This is a genomic window from Mesorhizobium sp. ArgA1 (genome assembly GCF_053714375.1).
The window spans coordinates 99200-113374 of sequence record NZ_JBSKBQ010000011.1 but is presented as its reverse complement, the minus strand read 5'-3'; the positions used below and the strand labels follow the sequence as shown (position 1 = coordinate 113374).

Sequence of the window (14175 nt, the reverse complement as noted above, 5' to 3'; positions counted from 1 at the left end):
TCGACCGGTCAATCCAAACGTGTGGCGCTTTCCCCCTCTCCGTCTCGGCTTCGCCGAGCCACCTCTCCCCCACTCCGTGGGGGCGAGGAACTCGAGAGCAATGAGGGGGTGGCCCAGCGCTTGATATTTGCATGGGCATTCGAAACATGCAGACATGGCGCCCGACATGGGCGGAGCGGATGTCGGGGAATCAGCATGGCGGCGGTAGAAACAGTGCAGCGGGCATCAGGACGCGGCATCTGGGGATGGATGTTCTTTGACTGGGCGGCGCAGCCCTTCTTCACCGTCGTCACCACTTTCATCTTCGGGCCTTATTTCGCCTCGCGCATGGTCAGCGATCCGGTCATGGGGCAGGCAATCTGGGCTTGGGGCATCGCCGCCGCCGGTCTGGTCATTGCCGTTTTGTCGCCCATCCTTGGCTCGATCGCCGACCAGACCGGTCCGCGCAAACCCTGGATCGCTTTTTTCGCAACGATCAAGATCACCAGTCTTTGCCTGTTGTGGCTGGCTGCGCCCGGCTCGAATGCGTTCCTGATCGTGGCGTTGTTCTCGTTGGCCTCGGTGGCAGCGGAGTTCTCGACTGTCTTCAACGATTCGATGATGCCGCGCCTGGTGCCGAAGAGCGAGATCGGCCGCATCTCGAACATCGCCTGGGGCCTCGGCTATCTCGGCGGTATGGTCGCATTGATCTTTGTCATTGCCTTCATGGCCGGCTCGCCGGAAACCGGCAAGACGATCATAGGCCTCAATCCCATTTTTGGGCTCGATCCGAGGCTCGGCGAAGATGCTCGCGCCACGGGACCGCTCTCGGCAGGCTGGTATTTCCTGTTCATCCTCCCGATGTTCTTCTTCACGCCGGACGCCATCAAGGGGATTCCGATCGGGCCGGCGGTACGTGAGGGCCTATCGGAACTGAAGTCGACTATGGCCGAAGCACGCAAGCGCGTCGGTATTTTCCGCTTCCTTGTCGCCCGTATGATCTACCAGGACGGCGTCAACGCACTGCTGACGCAGGGCGGCGTGTTTGCCGCGGCGATGTTCGGCTGGTCGATCACCGAAATCGGCATTTTTGGCATCATCCTCAACGTGGTCGCCATCGTTGGCTGCTGGATTGCCGCGCGCGTGGATACGGCCTTCGGCTCAAAAGTGGTTGTGATGATCTCGCTCGTGATGTTGACGGTGGCCACAGCCGGCATCGTCTCTACCGGGCCAGGTTTTACCCTGCTCGGTCTCATACAGCTCTCGACCACCGATTCGGGCGGCCTGTTCGGCACCGCAGCGGAGAAGGCTTACATCCTTTACGGCCTGTTGATCGGTCTCGCCTTCGGGCCGGTGCAGGCGTCGTCACGCTCCTACATGGCGCGCAGCGTCACCGCGGCCGAATCGGGCCGCTATTTCGGCATCTATGCCTTGTCCGGACGGGCAACGAGCTTCCTGGCGCCCTTCCTGTTGGCAACGATCAGCTGGGCCACCGACTCAGCGCGGCTCGGCATGGCGGTGATCATCCTGTTCCTCGGAATTGGCATCGCGATCTTGATCAAGACGCCGTATCCGGCCGATCAGCCGGTGGAGTGAGCTTACCCTCCCCATGATGGGGAGGGTAAAAAAGGCGCTAATGCCGGAAATGCCTCACGCCGGTAAACACCATGGCGATGCCATGCTCATCCGCGGCGGCGATGACGTCTTCGTCGCGCATCGAGCCGCCGGGCTGGATGACAGCGGTGGCGCCGGCTTCGATGGCCGATAGCAGGCCGTCGGCAAAGGGGAAGAAGGCGTCGGAAGCGATGACCGAGCCTTTGGTCAACGGCTCCGCCAGGCCAGCCGCTTCCGCCGCGTCGAGCGCCTTGCGGGCGGCGATGCGCGAGGAATCGACGCGGCTCATCTGGCCGGCGCCGATGCCGACGGTGGCCCCGTCCCTGGCGTAGACGATGGCGTTTGATTTGACGTGCTTGGCGATGCGAAAGGCGAATTTGAGGTCGGCCATTTCGGTTGCCGTCGGCGCGCGCCTGGTCACCACCTTGAGGTCGAGATCGTCGACAACCGCATTGTCGCGGCCCTGGACGAGCATGCCGCCGGCGACGGACTTCACCTTGATGCCGGCAGAACGCGGATCGGACAGGCCGCCGGTAACCAGCAGGCGCAAATTCTTCTTGGCGGCAACGATGCGGACGGCGTCTTCCGAGGCATTCGGCGCGATGATCACTTCGGTGAAGGTCTTGACGATCTCCTCCGCCGCCTCGGCGTCGAGGATGCGGTTCATGGCGACGATGCCGCCAAAGGCCGAGACCGGATCGCAGGCCAGCGCCCTGGCATAAGCCTCTGCCAGCGAGGCGCCTTCGGCGACGCCGCACGGGTTGGCGTGTTTGATGATGGCGACGGCCGCGCAGCGGTTGGGGTCGAACTCGCCGACGAGCTCGAAGGCCGCGTCGGTGTCGTTGATGTTGTTGTAGGACAGTTGCTTGCCCTGCAGTTGCCGCGCCGTGGCGACGCCCGGCCGCTTGTCACCGTTGACGTAGAAGCCGGCGCTCTGGTGCGGGTTCTCGCCATAGCGCATGACGCTTTCCAGCTTGCCGCCGAAGGCACGCCATGTCGGATGCTCGATCTCCAGCGTCTCGGCGAACCAGCCGGAGATTGCGGCATCATAAGTCGCGGTGCGGGCAAAAGCCTTGGCCGCCAGCTTCTTGCGAAAGTCCAGCGACAGCGAGCCGATGTTCATCTCCAGCGCATTGAGGACCGAGGCGTAGTCGCCGGGATCGGTGACGATGGCGACATAGGCGTGGTTCTTGGCCGAAGCGCGGATCATCGCAGGGCCGCCAATGTCGATGTTCTCGACAACAGCGGCATAGTCGGCGCCGGACCGGCGGACTTCCTCGAACGGGTAGAGATTGGAAACGAGAAGATCGATCGGCTCGATACGGTGATCATGCATCGCCTTGGCGTGCTCGGGATCATCGCGCACGCCGAGCAGCGCGCCGTGCACCGACGGATGCAGCGTCTTGACGCGGCCGTCCATGATCTCGGGGAAGCCGGTCAGTTCGGAGACATCGCGCACGGCAAGGCCGGCTTCGGCAATCGCCTTTGCCGTGCCGCCGGTCGAGACCAGCTCGACGCCGGCCGCTGCCAGGCCCCTGGCGAAGTCGATCAGGCCGGTCTTGTCGAAAACGGAAAGCAGTGCGCGGCGAACCGGAACGAGGTCGGGTGCCGGAATGTTCTTGGCGGCGACGGCCATGGGCTGACGGCCTTTCAGGGCTGATTGGAGAGCGTTGCCGGGCCGTAGCACATGAGGTCAGGAAATCAAGCGGAAGCTCGATCAAGCCGGCACCGGCAACGACGCTCAGTTGTTCTCGGGGTAGCCGGCGATGCCGGTGCGCGTCAGCTGCCAATGGACCTCGGCAATTTCCGAGGCCTTGAAGGCGAGCACGATCTGGCGGCTGCGGCGCGGGCCGCCAAGGCCGGCGAAATAGATCGATTCCTCGACCTCCGGCACCACCTCCGAGCAGGTGAAGACCCAGGTGTCGGCCTGGTCGGCGGTCAGCACCAGGCGGTCATACTCGTCCTGCAGCAGATTGATGTCGGGATGGATGTGGAAGCGCACGACGACGAAATCGCGGCCGTTGTTGCGGATCGCCGCACCGCCGGGACGCAGAATGCGGTCCCTGCCGGCGAGCACATTGCCCTCGCTCGACAATTTCATCTCGCGCTCATGCAGAAAGCCGAAGCGCTGGATATAGCCGTCGTGACGGGCGATGAAGCCTTGCGTACCTTTCTGGTCGATGCGCTTGCACGGCACATGCTGCGGGCCGCCCAGCAGTGGCGTGCCGAGCAGGTCGTTGACGCGCAGCGAATGGGAAAACCGCGCCGACGAGGTGTCGTTGATGGTGGCGGTCGAGTGTGCCGCCGTGGCGCGGGCCAGCGGCCGGAATTCGGCGGCGCCGTAGGTGTCGATGCCAGCGTTGACGACATAATGCTGGCGGCCCGAGGACAGCTCGAAGGCCAGGCACCCGGCATGCGCGGCGTTGGATACGTCGACAGGTGGCGACGCGCCGGTATCGGCAATGACCGTCACGCCGCCCATCGACAGCCGCTCATAGCCGGAATGCGGCGCGTGAAGCAGCGGCGCGCCGGCGGTGTCGTCATGGCGCAATATGGTGGCGATGCGGTCGTGGATGGTCGCGCCCATGCCATTGAAGCGGGCGAGGCTGCCGTCCTGATGGCGGAAGAAACGCAGCGCCGGCAGCATGCGGTCGATGGCGCCCATAAGTGCTGCCGGCGGCGTTTCGGCCTGGTTGGCATAGGTCTGGCGCAACGGCAGGAGATCGGCGAGCAGTTCGAGAACCGACATCGGATTGCGCGAAATATGGCCGCCGTCGGGAAGGATCTGCCGATCGAGTTCTTCCGCCAGATTGCGGGTGGCGCCGCGCAATGCCGAGGCCGGCGCCGGCAGCGACAGCGCGGCGAAGGCAAGCGCGATGCGGGCGCGCAGCCTGTCCTTGCCATCCGGCATTTCGCGCGCCATCGAACGGAGATAGCGGATCTGCACGGCAAGCGATTTCAGGAAGGCGCGGTAAAAGGGAAATTCGGCCCCTTGTAGGACAACCGAGGAATGTTGCAACCAGGCGATGACCCGCTTGGCCGTGGTGCCCGGCTCCCAGGCGATGCCGGAAATCTGGTTGCCATGCATGGCGATCCAGTCGGCAACCAGCGCGCGGGCATTGGCGGCGGCAAGCTCGGTGCCGGCGGCGCGCATGTGGCGCAGCCAACGGAAGCCGTGCAGCGTCTTCACCCAGCCGCGATTGGCGACTTCGATCTGGAATGGCGATTTGCCGCCGGTCTCGACCAGGTGGCCCGATAGCGGATAGCGGCCATAATAGATTTCGAGCGCGATCTGAGGGTCGGCGAGGCGCAGGTCCGGTGGCGCAATCAGGACGCGCTCCGGCGTGCGTCCGGAATAGCGCCAGCGATAGACTGGCCCTGCGCGCAGGCGCCGGCGCGTCTTGCGCCAAAGCTCCTTAGCGACAAGCGTCCACAGACGTGTCGTGCTGCCGGCCGCCAGTGCCAAAACCCCTCCTCGTCACCTGTGATAGAGCATGATGTTGTCCCAAAACCGCGTCACACTTTTCGGCATCGTGCTCCTGTACCCCAGCACAAGCTTATATGATTCAAGAACTTATGCGAAGTCGAATTCCGCCGACGTGAAGGGCTTCACGTTGCCGTCGGCCGATCCATCCCGAAAAAAGTCAAGCGATTTCCGAGGCTAAGCCCGACAATCCAGCGCTCACTTGCGGTTGTGGCGCGATCGGACTCGCTCGGCGAACAGTTTTCGCGATCGCGAAACGGGCGCGAGAAATAGAAGGCCTCGTGGAGGCCGACGGCGGCGGCGATGGATTGTCCACCGATATTCGCTACCAGAATGTCGATGATGAAATCGATGCCAGGCGGGGGAAGCATCGGTCTCTCGACGACATGCTTTAAGGAAATCGCAAGCACTCGGGTATTGGCTGGACCCTCCACGACTTCGTCATCCCAGGGCAACGCAGGAGCGCAGTTCCGTCGCGAAGACCCTGGGATTCATGCCGCGACATCGATCGGAGGATGCAGCGGAGCGGAATTGCTCCGCCCCAGAATGACGAAGTCACGAAGGCTTCAGCCAATCACCAAGGTCAGCTGTCCAAAACCTCTGTGCCAAAAATCCTAAGCCACACGCCGCATGCGAGCGGCAAAGAAGCCGTCCAGGCCGGAAATTCCCGGCGAGCCGAGATCGAGATCGGCGGGCGTTGTGCGCAGCGTGCCTTGCGGGGTCAGGAACGCGTCGAGCCCGGCGATTTCGCCTGGCAGCAATGGATCGTCGGCGATGTTCTTGTTGCCGGCCAGAAAGGCGCGGTACAGATCTTCGCCTTCGATCGGGTCTAGCGAACAGTTGGAAAAAACAATCCGACCGCCCGGTTTGACCAACATGACGGCACGGGCGAGCAGCCTTGCCTGCAGCTCGGCGAGCTTTTCGACGTCGGCCACCGTCTTCGTCCATGGCACATCGGGGTGCCGCCGCACCGTGCCGGTCGAGGAGCAAGGGGCATCGAGCAGCACGGCGTCGAACAGCTCCTGCGGCTGGTATTTCAGCAGATCGGCCTGGACGATTTCCGCCGACAGGCCGAGGCGTTCGAGGTTCTGCGTCAGCCGCGCCAGCCGGTTCTTCGAGGTGTCCACGGCAGTGACCTTTGCACCGGCAAGGATCAACTGGGCGGTCTTGCCGCCCGGGGCGGCGCAGAGATCGGCGACGCGCAGTCCTTGGACATCGCCGAACAGCCGCGCCGGAAAACTGGCGGCGGCGTCCTGGACCCACCAGGCGCCTTCGGTAAAGCCGGGCAGGTCGGTGACGGCGGCGCTGAGCTTTTCCACGCGGATTGTGCCGGTCGGCAGCACGATGCCGCCGAGCTTTTCGGCCCACAGTTCGGGGTCGGCCTTGACCGTGAAATCGACCGGCGCCTCGACGCGGTGCGCGGCCAGGATCCGTCCGGTCATCTCGGCCCCATAGGCAGCTTTCAGCCGGTCGGTGAACCACTTTGGCGCTTCATCGGTGGCGGCAAGTGCTGCCGGCAGTTCCAAGTCCTTGGCGCGCGCCAGTGTGCGCAGCACGCCGTTGACGAGACCGGAAAAGCGCTGCGCGCGCGGATCGGACTTGGCGTGGGTCACGGCCAAATCGACGGCGGCGCTGTCGGGGATGTCGAGGAACAGGATTTGGGCCGCCGCGACATGCAGGATGTGCGACAGAGCCGTGGCGTTGGGCGGTAGCGGCTTTTCAAGGCGACGCGCAAGCAGCCCGGCAATGGTCATGCGGTAGCGCAGCGCGGTCACCAGTATGGCGCGCACCAGGCCACGGTCGCGCAGTTCGAGCGCCTTGTATTGCGGATGACCGTTCTCGTGGTCGGTCAGCCCGTCGAGCGGCGTGCACGCGTCGATGACGGCGGCCAGCAGCCGCGCCGCCGCCTTGCGCGCGGCAAGGCCGGCGACGGGCTCACCTGTATTGTCTTCACGATTGCCTGAATGCGCGGGCCGGCCCCTGGCTCCGCTCACGACCACGGACCTTTGGGTCCGGTCGGGTTGCGGCCCCACGGATTGGATCTTGGCTCTTCCGGTTCGGCCAGTGGGTCGGGCTGGGCCGCCTTGCCCCACGGGCCTTGCTGGCCATCAGTCTGTAATTCTTCGGACGGCTCGGGCGCCGGCGCCTGACGCGGCGCCGGCTGGCTGGTGCGGCCTGCCATCTCGCGCGCCATCGCCTGCAGCGCGGCGATGCGGTTGTCGGTGTTCGGGTGGGTCGAAAACAGGCTGTCCATGCGCTCGCCATGAAGGGGATTGATGATGAAAAGATGCGCGGTCGCGGGATTGCGCTCGGCATCCGGGTTGCGGATGCGTTCGGCGCCGCGGGCGATCTTGTCAAGGGCGGACGCCAGCCAAAGCGGATTTCCAACGATTTCGGCGCCGCGCCGGTCGGCCTCGTATTCGCGCGTGCGGCTGACCGCCATCTGCACGATCATGGCAGCAAACGGCGCCACCAGCATCGCCACCAGCACGCCGACAAAGCCGAACGGGTTGTTGTTGTCGCGGCTGCCGCCGAAGAAGAAGGCGAAATTGCCGAGCATCGAGATCGCGCCGGCGAGCGTGGCGACGATGGTCATGGTCAGCGTGTCGCGGTGCTGGATGTGAGCCAACTCGTGCGCCATGACAGCCGCCACCTCCTCGTGCGAGAGGCGCTCCAGCAGGCCGGTCGAGGCCGCGACCGCGGCATTCTCGGGATTGCGGCCGGTGGCGAAGGCGTTGGGTTGCGGGTTGTCGATCAGATAGGTTTTCGGCATCGGCAGGCCGGCCTGTTTGGCCAGCGCCTCGACGATGGCGTAAAATTCGGGCGCATTCCTGGCGTCGACCTCGACGGCATGGTTCATCGACAGCACCATCTTGTCGGCATTCCAGTAGCTGAACAGATTGGTGCCGGCGGCGAACAGGAAAGCAATCATCATGCCGCCAGTGCCGCCGATCAGAAAGCCGACGCCCATGAACAGCGCCGTCATCGCGGCCAGAAGCATGGCGGTGCGTAGCGTGCTCATTGTCTGCTCCGTTTGCGGCCGTGGCAGAAAGGGGTCGATCCGGGTGCCATCATCGCTATATGATGGGAAACGCTCGTTCCCGTTTCAATCCGCGGAATTATCGCATGACCGACGAACCCAGTAAAACGCCCGCCGGCACGGATGACGACGCGCCGCCAGAGTTGACACCCGCCGCCCGCCGCGCGCTGGCCGAGGCCAAGGCGCGCCGTGAAGAGTATCGCCAGAAGGAAGCCACGCTGCCGAAGGAAGTCGGCGGCCGCGGCGGCAAGGAACCCGGCCGCTACGGCGACTGGGAAGTCAAAGGCCTGACCAGCGACTTTTAGATACGTCCTAGGCCGCGCTGCGCTGTGCCTCCAGCGTCATCCAACCGCTATCATCAATGGCGATGGAAACAGCGTCATAGCCGGCAATCGCCGTGTGCGGCGTCGCCATCGGATGCTGGTGGGTGGCGCTGATCACCATCACCGACGCTCCCGCCGCCTCGGCTGCGGCGATGCCTGCCGGGGCATCTTCGAAGACCAGGCAGTCGCCGATATCGACGCCGAGCCGTTTTGCCGCCAACAGGAAACAATCGGGCGCCGGCTTGCCGTGCGAAACGTCCTCGCCCGCGACCATCAGGGCGGGAACCGGGATGCCGGCCGCCTGCATGCGCAGCAGCGCCAGCGGGCGCGGCGCCGAGGTGACGATCGCCCAGCGTTTGGGCGGCAGCGCGTTGAGAAACGAAACGGCGCCGGCGATCGGCAGCACGCCTTCGACATCGTCGGACTCGGCCTGAAGAAGCACAAATGCCTCGTGCACCGGGTCGACGCCGGGAAGCGCCAGTTTGGTGATGGTCTCGACGGCGCGGACGCCATGGATCGTCGGCAGGAAGGCTTCGACGTCAAGGCCATGCTTACGCGCCCACGCCGCCCAGACACGCTCGGCCGAAGCAATCGAATTGAGCACCGTGCCGTCCATATCGAAGAGGAAGGCGGCGAATTTTCTGCCTGCAAACATCTGATTTTCCAAAGGGTTTTTCGGGAGCGTTTCGGGAGGGTCAAAACATGTCGTTCGACCGTAGCGCCATGGCGCCTGCCTGGGAAGGCGCGGGCAGGTCTTTTCGATTAGGTCCGGGGAACCATTATCCTGCTTTTGGCGTTTCAACCAACTGTCTTCCAAAACGAAATGACGGGGGAACCGCGATGCTGATCAGGCTCGGCTACGAAATCGCCATTGAGTGCACCAATGCCACGCCGGTCATCTCGTTGCTCGAGATCCATGCGGACCGGCAAGCCGACATCAAGCGGCAAACGCGCGTGCTCACGTCGCCTTCGGTGCCGAGCAAGGTCTATCATGACCTGTTCGGCAATGCCTGTCGCCGCTTTGTCGCGCCCGCCGGCAATTTCCGCATCCTCTACGACGCCGCCGTCGAGGACAGCGGCGAGCCCGATGAAGTCAACACGCTGGCCAGGGAAGTGCCGGTGGCGGAACTGCCGGACGATGTGCTCGGCTATCTCCTCGGCAGCCGCTATTGCGAGACCGATCATCTCGGCGGGTTGGCCTGGCAGCTTTTTGGCCATCTTCCGTCCGGCTGGGCGCGGGTGCAGGCGATCGTCGACTATGTCCACAACCGGCTGTCCTTCGGCTACGGCTATGCCCGCCCGACGCGAACGGCCGCCCAGGCGCATGAGGAGCGCGTCGGTGTGTGCCGCGACTTCGCCCATCTGGCGATCACTCTCTGCCGTTGCATGAACATCCCGGCCCGCTACGTGAACGGCTATCTCGGCGACATCGGCGTGCCGGTCGACCCGGCGCCGATGGATTTCTCGGCCTGGATGGAAGTGTTCCTCGACGGCAAATGGTACACGTTCGACCCCCGGCACAACAAACCCAGGATCGGCCGCGTCGTCATCGCGCGCGGCCGCGACGCGACGGATGTGCCGCTGCTGCACAGTTTCGGTCCGCACCAGCTGAGCCTGTTCAAGGTCTGGACCTATGAGCAGAAGGGCAAGCTGTTCAATCCGCCCTATCACGGCGTCGACAAGACCGTCAGCGCGGGCATGCTCGCGTAGAGCGATTCGCTGTCGGGATTCTGATCCGCTTCGACACACTGCATCTGCCGGATATCTGTGCCGGATCGGGACCGGGATTCCGCATGCGGTGGATCATGGTAAGCGCTTCGTAAATGAAGTTGCTTCGGCGATTTTCTGTTTACCGGCTGTTTACCTTGTACTCTGAGCGAACCAAGCAAAAACAACAGCTTGATTGCCTTGCGGCGGCCTTCGTCGACGTAGCCGCGCGATCCGGCCGGAAACGTGCATCGGCCCCCACACGGCGACGAGGCCGAGGGGAGCTAACAAATGCGGAATTACGAAGGTCTTGTTCACGCGGCTGGCGTTTTCGCCAGGGATCGCAGCGGAAGTTTCGCGGTGCTGTTCGGCGTTGCTGCTTCGGTCCTGGCGCTCGGCGTCGGCTTTGCCGTCAACATCTCCCAGATCTACAACGCCAAATCGAGCCTGCAGGGCGTGGTCGATGCCGCTGTCACCTCGACCGCACGCGACCTGACCACCGGCGTGATCAAGGAAGCCGACGCCAACAAGTCCGTGCAGGCGTTTCTCGACGCCAACAGCATGGCCGGCATACTGCAGGCCGATCAGATCGTTCTTGACAAGCTGACCGTCGACAGGACCGCCAACACTGTCAAGGCCGACGCCCACGTCGATATCGGGCTTTACTTTCCGCTGTTCAGCGTCGGCGACATGCAGCGCGTCGGCGCTTCGACCACGGCGCTCTATTCCGACAAGACCATCGAGGTCTCGATGATGCTCGACGTCACCGGCTCGATGGCTGGTCAGAAGATCAAGGATTTGAGGGCAGCGGCAAGCAATGCCGTCGATGCGTTCCTTGCCGGCCAGGACATTTCGAAGCCGCGGGTGCGCGTCGCCATCGTGCCCTACGCCAACTCGGTCAATGCCGGTGCGCTTGCCGCCAGCAGCGTGTTTGTCGAAACCAAGTCCAGTCAGCGCAAACAGGCGCCGGCCAATAACGACCCGCAAGCCGTCTCGTCATCGACGCGCCCGGACAATTGCGCCACCGAACGCAAGGGCGCCAACCAGTATACGGATGCCGGCCCCGATGTCGGCATGGTCAATCGCGATTATCTCTTGTCGGGCTTCGCGCAAAACACCAACACGGCGGCCTGTCCGGCCGCAGCGCTGATGCCGCTGACGGCCGACGCCAGCGCGCTCAAGAACGTCATCAAGAATTTTTCCGCTTCGGGCGGCACCGCCGGCCATATCGGCGTGCAGTGGGTCTGGTACATGCTGTCGGAAAACTGGGGCAGCGTGATGAAGGCGTCGCAGCGGCCGGCCAAAATGGACCCGAAGAAGGTCGCCAAATTCGCGATCCTGATGACCGACGGCGAATTCAACCTGTCCTATTTCGACGCCAGCAGCGTCGATCAGGTCTACAACGACGCCGGCAAGGAACCGACCCGTACGGCAGCCAAGACCTTGTGCGGCGCGATGCGCAACAAGGGCATCGAGATCTTCACCATCGGCTTCAATCTCACCGAGAAGAACGCCAAGGCGACCTTGCAGGATTGCGCCAGCCCGGACACCGGCAGCATCAAGCATTTCTACCAGGTTGCCAGCGGCACCGAACTGAACGATGCCTTCCAGACCATTGCCCGCAACATCGAGAACCTTGCGCTGACCAACTAGCCGACTTTCAGGCTCCAAAGGAAAAGGCCGCCGCTTCTTGACGAAGCCGGCGGCCTTCCGTGTTTCCGTCCCTGGCGCGGCCGATGGCGGCGACCGAAGTCACCCGCCGCGCTTCTCGCGCCTTAACGGGAAGACTGCTTCCCGAAAGTGCAATCCGCTGAGGCCACGTTCTGGAAAACGAAATCACTCGACATCGGATCACCTCCTTTCGATTGTTGAACACACAGTGATGATGGGGTGCGTCGCAGCAAAAGACAAGATGCTGGTTTGAAATAGCTGGCGAGCCGCCGTCTGCGCGCTGGGTTGCGAACGGCCGCCGGGGCGGGCAAACTTCGGCTGGGGACCAGCATTCGGAGGAATGGCATGGAAGCAGCGGAGAAGGCGGCGCGCATCGTGCGAACGGTGATCGAAACGCTGAAGCCGGGTTTTGCGGTCCGGCTGTGGACCGGCGAGCGAATCGGCCCCGCCAGCGGGCCAGTGCTCACCATCAACGACCAGGACATTGTCTGGCAGGTGGTGAAGCGGCCGTCCTTGTCAACGCTGATCGAGATGTGGATTTCCAAGACGATAGACATCGAAGACGGGACGATTTTCGATTTCTACGCCTTGCCGTCGCAAGGCAAGCTCAGGACCAAGATCAAGTCCCTGCCGAAGCTGGCGATCCTGCGCGACCTGCCGGCGGTGCTCTTGTCACGCAAGCAGATGAGTGCGCGCACCGATCTGTCGGGGCGCAATCCCTATGTCAGCGGGTCGAGCCAGGAAGCGATCCAGCATCACTACGACATTTCGAATGCCTTCTACCGGCTCTTCCTTGATGAGCGCATGGTCTACAGCTGCGGTTATTTCACAGATTTCGCCAACGGCATCGACCAGGCGCAGGCTGACAAGCTTGATCACATCTGCCGCAAGCTGCGGCTGAAGCCTGGCGAAAAGCTGCTCGATATCGGCTGCGGCTGGGGCGCCATGCTGATCCATGCGGCAAAGAATTACGGCGTCGTCGGCCATGGCGTGTCGCTGTCGCAGGCCCAGACCGATCTCGCCCGCGAGCGCATCCGCGCCGAGGGGCTGGAAGACCGGATCACCATCGAGATCAAATCCTATGCGGAGCTCACCGGTTCCTTCGACAAGATATCGTCGATCGGCATGTTCGAGCATCTCGGGCTGGCCAACCACGCTACCTATTTCAAGACCATCCATCGCCTGCTCAAGCCTGGCGGCATCTATCTGCACCACGCCATCACAAGGCGCAGCAAGGGAGATTTGAAGAAGACCCTGCGCAAGGGGCCGGAGTTCAAGGCGTTGCTCAAATACATTTTCCCCGGCGGCGAACTCGATACGATCGGCATGACGCTCGGCAATTTCGAGGCGCATGGCTTCCTGGTCTACGACGTCGAGAATTTGCGCGAGCATTATGCGCGCACCTGCCGGCTGTGGGCCGAGCGGCTGCAGGCCCGCTTCGACGAGGCGGTCGCCGAGGTCGGCGAGGCCAAGGCGCGGCTGTGGCTGCTTTATCTCACCGGTTGTTCGATAACCTTCGAGCGCGCTTCGGCGCAGGTTTTCCAGACCGTCGTCACCAAACGCGCGCGCGGCCCAAGCGGCCTGCCGCCAACGCGGGCCGATTTGTATCGGTAGGTTAGAGAAACCGCATCGGCGCGCCGGTCTCGACGCTGGCCGGCCTGTCCACCGTGCAATAGACGCCGAGATTGTGCGCGTTGTGGCGGACCAGATTGCGCAGGATACCGGGATCGTTGTCGAAGTCGTCCTGGGAAATGATGGTGAAGCCGCAGCGGCGGCATGGCTCGGAGATGGTCAAGAGCAGATCGCCGATGGCGAGCTTGCGGCCGATCCATTCGGTCTCCGGAAACGAACCTTCGACCGCCGCCATGTCGACGACGATGTTGGGTCGAAAGCGGCGCGGGTCGGGAACGCCTTCAGCGTGTAGCGCCTTCAGCCGCGCCAGCGATGCGGTGGTCAAGAGATGGATCGGCGCCTTGCGGTAGCGCTCGGCGGTCAGCGGGCCAGTGTAGCCGGGCGCGTTGTCCCGGCTGAACGGCCGGATCGAGGCGGGGAAGCCGAGATAGGCTGAGATCGCGCGGTCGCATTCCGCACCCGGTGCGGCCAGCCAGTAGCCATCGGGAACAGCGATCTCCAGCTGCCGATCGTTGCTCAGCCTTGTGCGGATGCGCGGCACCTTGTGCCACTTGGCGTCGCGATCGGGCCGCGCGATCTCGTTGTCGGAGGTATCGACGAGACCGAACAGGCGGTCGCCGTCGATGGTCTCAAGGCCGACCGAAATGGCGTCCCGGCGCTCGCCGGCAAGCGAACTAGCGGGATAACGCCAGAGCTCCGTGACTGCGCCCAGTGCAGCCATCAAA

The 14175-nt window shown here is 63.6% G+C and carries 12 protein-coding genes; 5 read left to right on the top strand and 7 right to left on the bottom strand.

Annotation, left to right across the window (positions count from 1 at the left end):
* The first annotated feature begins 195 nt into the window (after positions 1 to 195).
* On the top strand, positions 196 to 1575 hold the full coding sequence (locus ACWGTI_RS22275; protein WP_454589101.1) for an MFS transporter: 1380 nt from the start codon (positions 196 to 198) through the stop codon (positions 1573 to 1575).
* A 37-nt stretch (positions 1576 to 1612) separates the two neighbouring features.
* Here ACWGTI_RS22275 and purH read toward each other — a convergent pair whose 3' ends face one another.
* The 5 genes from purH to htpX all read right to left on the bottom strand — a co-directional run bounded on the left by purH (position 1613) and on the right by htpX (position 8099).
* Positions 1613 to 3229, bottom strand: coding sequence for a bifunctional phosphoribosylaminoimidazolecarboxamide formyltransferase/IMP cyclohydrolase (gene purH / locus ACWGTI_RS22270; RefSeq protein WP_454589100.1), 1617 nt, complete (start codon positions 3227 to 3229; stop codon positions 1613 to 1615).
* 105 nt (positions 3230 to 3334) lie between these two features.
* Positions 3335 to 5059 carry a heparinase II/III family protein gene (locus tag ACWGTI_RS22265; protein ID WP_454589099.1) on the bottom strand — a complete coding sequence of 575 codons (1725 nt, stop codon included), beginning with the start codon at positions 5057 to 5059 and terminating at the stop codon, positions 3335 to 3337.
* A 143-nt stretch (positions 5060 to 5202) separates the two neighbouring features.
* Positions 5203 to 5487 (bottom strand): hypothetical protein, encoded by a 285-nt coding sequence (locus ACWGTI_RS22260; RefSeq protein WP_454589164.1) that lies wholly within the window; start codon positions 5485 to 5487, stop codon positions 5203 to 5205.
* 204 nt (positions 5488 to 5691) lie between these two features.
* Positions 5692 to 7077 (bottom strand): RsmB/NOP family class I SAM-dependent RNA methyltransferase, encoded by a 1386-nt coding sequence (locus tag ACWGTI_RS22255; protein WP_454589098.1) that lies wholly within the window; start codon positions 7075 to 7077, stop codon positions 5692 to 5694.
* A complete protein-coding gene (gene htpX / locus ACWGTI_RS22250; RefSeq protein WP_454589097.1) occupies positions 7068 to 8099 on the bottom strand; it encodes a zinc metalloprotease HtpX in 1032 nt (343 codons plus the stop codon). Before htpX ends, ACWGTI_RS22255 begins: the two co-directional genes overlap by 10 nt.
* Positions 8100 to 8203: 104 nt before the next feature.
* On the opposite strand from htpX, the gene ACWGTI_RS22245 reads away from it, so the two are divergent.
* The gene (locus ACWGTI_RS22245) at positions 8204 to 8422 is read left to right on the top strand and encodes a DUF1674 domain-containing protein (protein WP_454589096.1); all 219 of its coding nucleotides are present in this window, start codon (positions 8204 to 8206) and stop codon (positions 8420 to 8422) included.
* 7 nt (positions 8423 to 8429) lie between these two features.
* Here ACWGTI_RS22245 and ACWGTI_RS22240 read toward each other — a convergent pair whose 3' ends face one another.
* Complete coding sequence (locus tag ACWGTI_RS22240) at positions 8430 to 9095, bottom strand: HAD-IA family hydrolase (protein WP_454589095.1); 666 nt, start codon at positions 9093 to 9095, stop codon at positions 8430 to 8432.
* A gap of 185 nt (positions 9096 to 9280) precedes the next feature.
* On the opposite strand from ACWGTI_RS22240, the gene ACWGTI_RS22235 reads away from it, so the two are divergent.
* The 3 genes from ACWGTI_RS22235 to ACWGTI_RS22225 all read left to right on the top strand — a co-directional run bounded on the left by ACWGTI_RS22235 (position 9281) and on the right by ACWGTI_RS22225 (position 13432).
* Positions 9281 to 10150, top strand: a complete 870-nt coding sequence (locus tag ACWGTI_RS22235; protein WP_454589094.1) for a transglutaminase-like domain-containing protein — start codon at positions 9281 to 9283, stop codon at positions 10148 to 10150.
* Between the two features lie 288 nt (positions 10151 to 10438).
* A complete protein-coding gene (locus ACWGTI_RS22230) occupies positions 10439 to 11800 on the top strand; it encodes a pilus assembly protein TadG-related protein (RefSeq protein ID WP_454589093.1) in 1362 nt (453 codons plus the stop codon).
* 363 nt (positions 11801 to 12163) lie between these two features.
* Positions 12164 to 13432, top strand: coding sequence for a class I SAM-dependent methyltransferase (locus tag ACWGTI_RS22225; protein ID WP_454589092.1), 1269 nt, complete (start codon positions 12164 to 12166; stop codon positions 13430 to 13432).
* Between the two features lies 1 nt (position 13433).
* On the opposite strand, the gene ACWGTI_RS22220 is transcribed toward ACWGTI_RS22225, so the two are convergent.
* A complete protein-coding gene (locus ACWGTI_RS22220; RefSeq protein ID WP_454589091.1) occupies positions 13434 to 14171 on the bottom strand; it encodes an MOSC domain-containing protein in 738 nt (245 codons plus the stop codon).
* Positions 14172 to 14175 lie beyond the last annotated feature (4 nt).

Excerpts from the sequence above, each read along its gene's own strand:
- ACWGTI_RS22245 (WP_454589096.1), top strand. The coding sequence starts at position 8,204 with ATGACCGACGAACCCAGTAAAACGCCCGCCGGCACGGATGACGACGCG.
- htpX (WP_454589097.1), bottom strand. The coding sequence starts at position 8,099 with ATGAGCACGCTACGCACCGCCATGCTTCTGGCCGCGATGACGGCGCTG.
- ACWGTI_RS22240 (WP_454589095.1), bottom strand. The coding sequence starts at position 9,095 with ATGTTTGCAGGCAGAAAATTCGCCGCCTTCCTCTTCGATATGGACGGC.
- purH (WP_454589100.1), bottom strand. The coding sequence starts at position 3,229 with ATGGCCGTCGCCGCCAAGAACATTCCGGCACCCGACCTCGTTCCGGTT.
- ACWGTI_RS22235 (WP_454589094.1), top strand. The coding sequence starts at position 9,281 with ATGCTGATCAGGCTCGGCTACGAAATCGCCATTGAGTGCACCAATGCC.
- ACWGTI_RS22225 (WP_454589092.1), top strand. The coding sequence starts at position 12,164 with ATGGAAGCAGCGGAGAAGGCGGCGCGCATCGTGCGAACGGTGATCGAA.
- ACWGTI_RS22230 (WP_454589093.1), top strand. The coding sequence starts at position 10,439 with ATGCGGAATTACGAAGGTCTTGTTCACGCGGCTGGCGTTTTCGCCAGG.
- ACWGTI_RS22275 (WP_454589101.1), top strand. The coding sequence starts at position 196 with ATGGCGGCGGTAGAAACAGTGCAGCGGGCATCAGGACGCGGCATCTGG.
- ACWGTI_RS22220 (WP_454589091.1), bottom strand. The coding sequence starts at position 14,171 with ATGGCTGCACTGGGCGCAGTCACGGAGCTCTGGCGTTATCCCGCTAGT.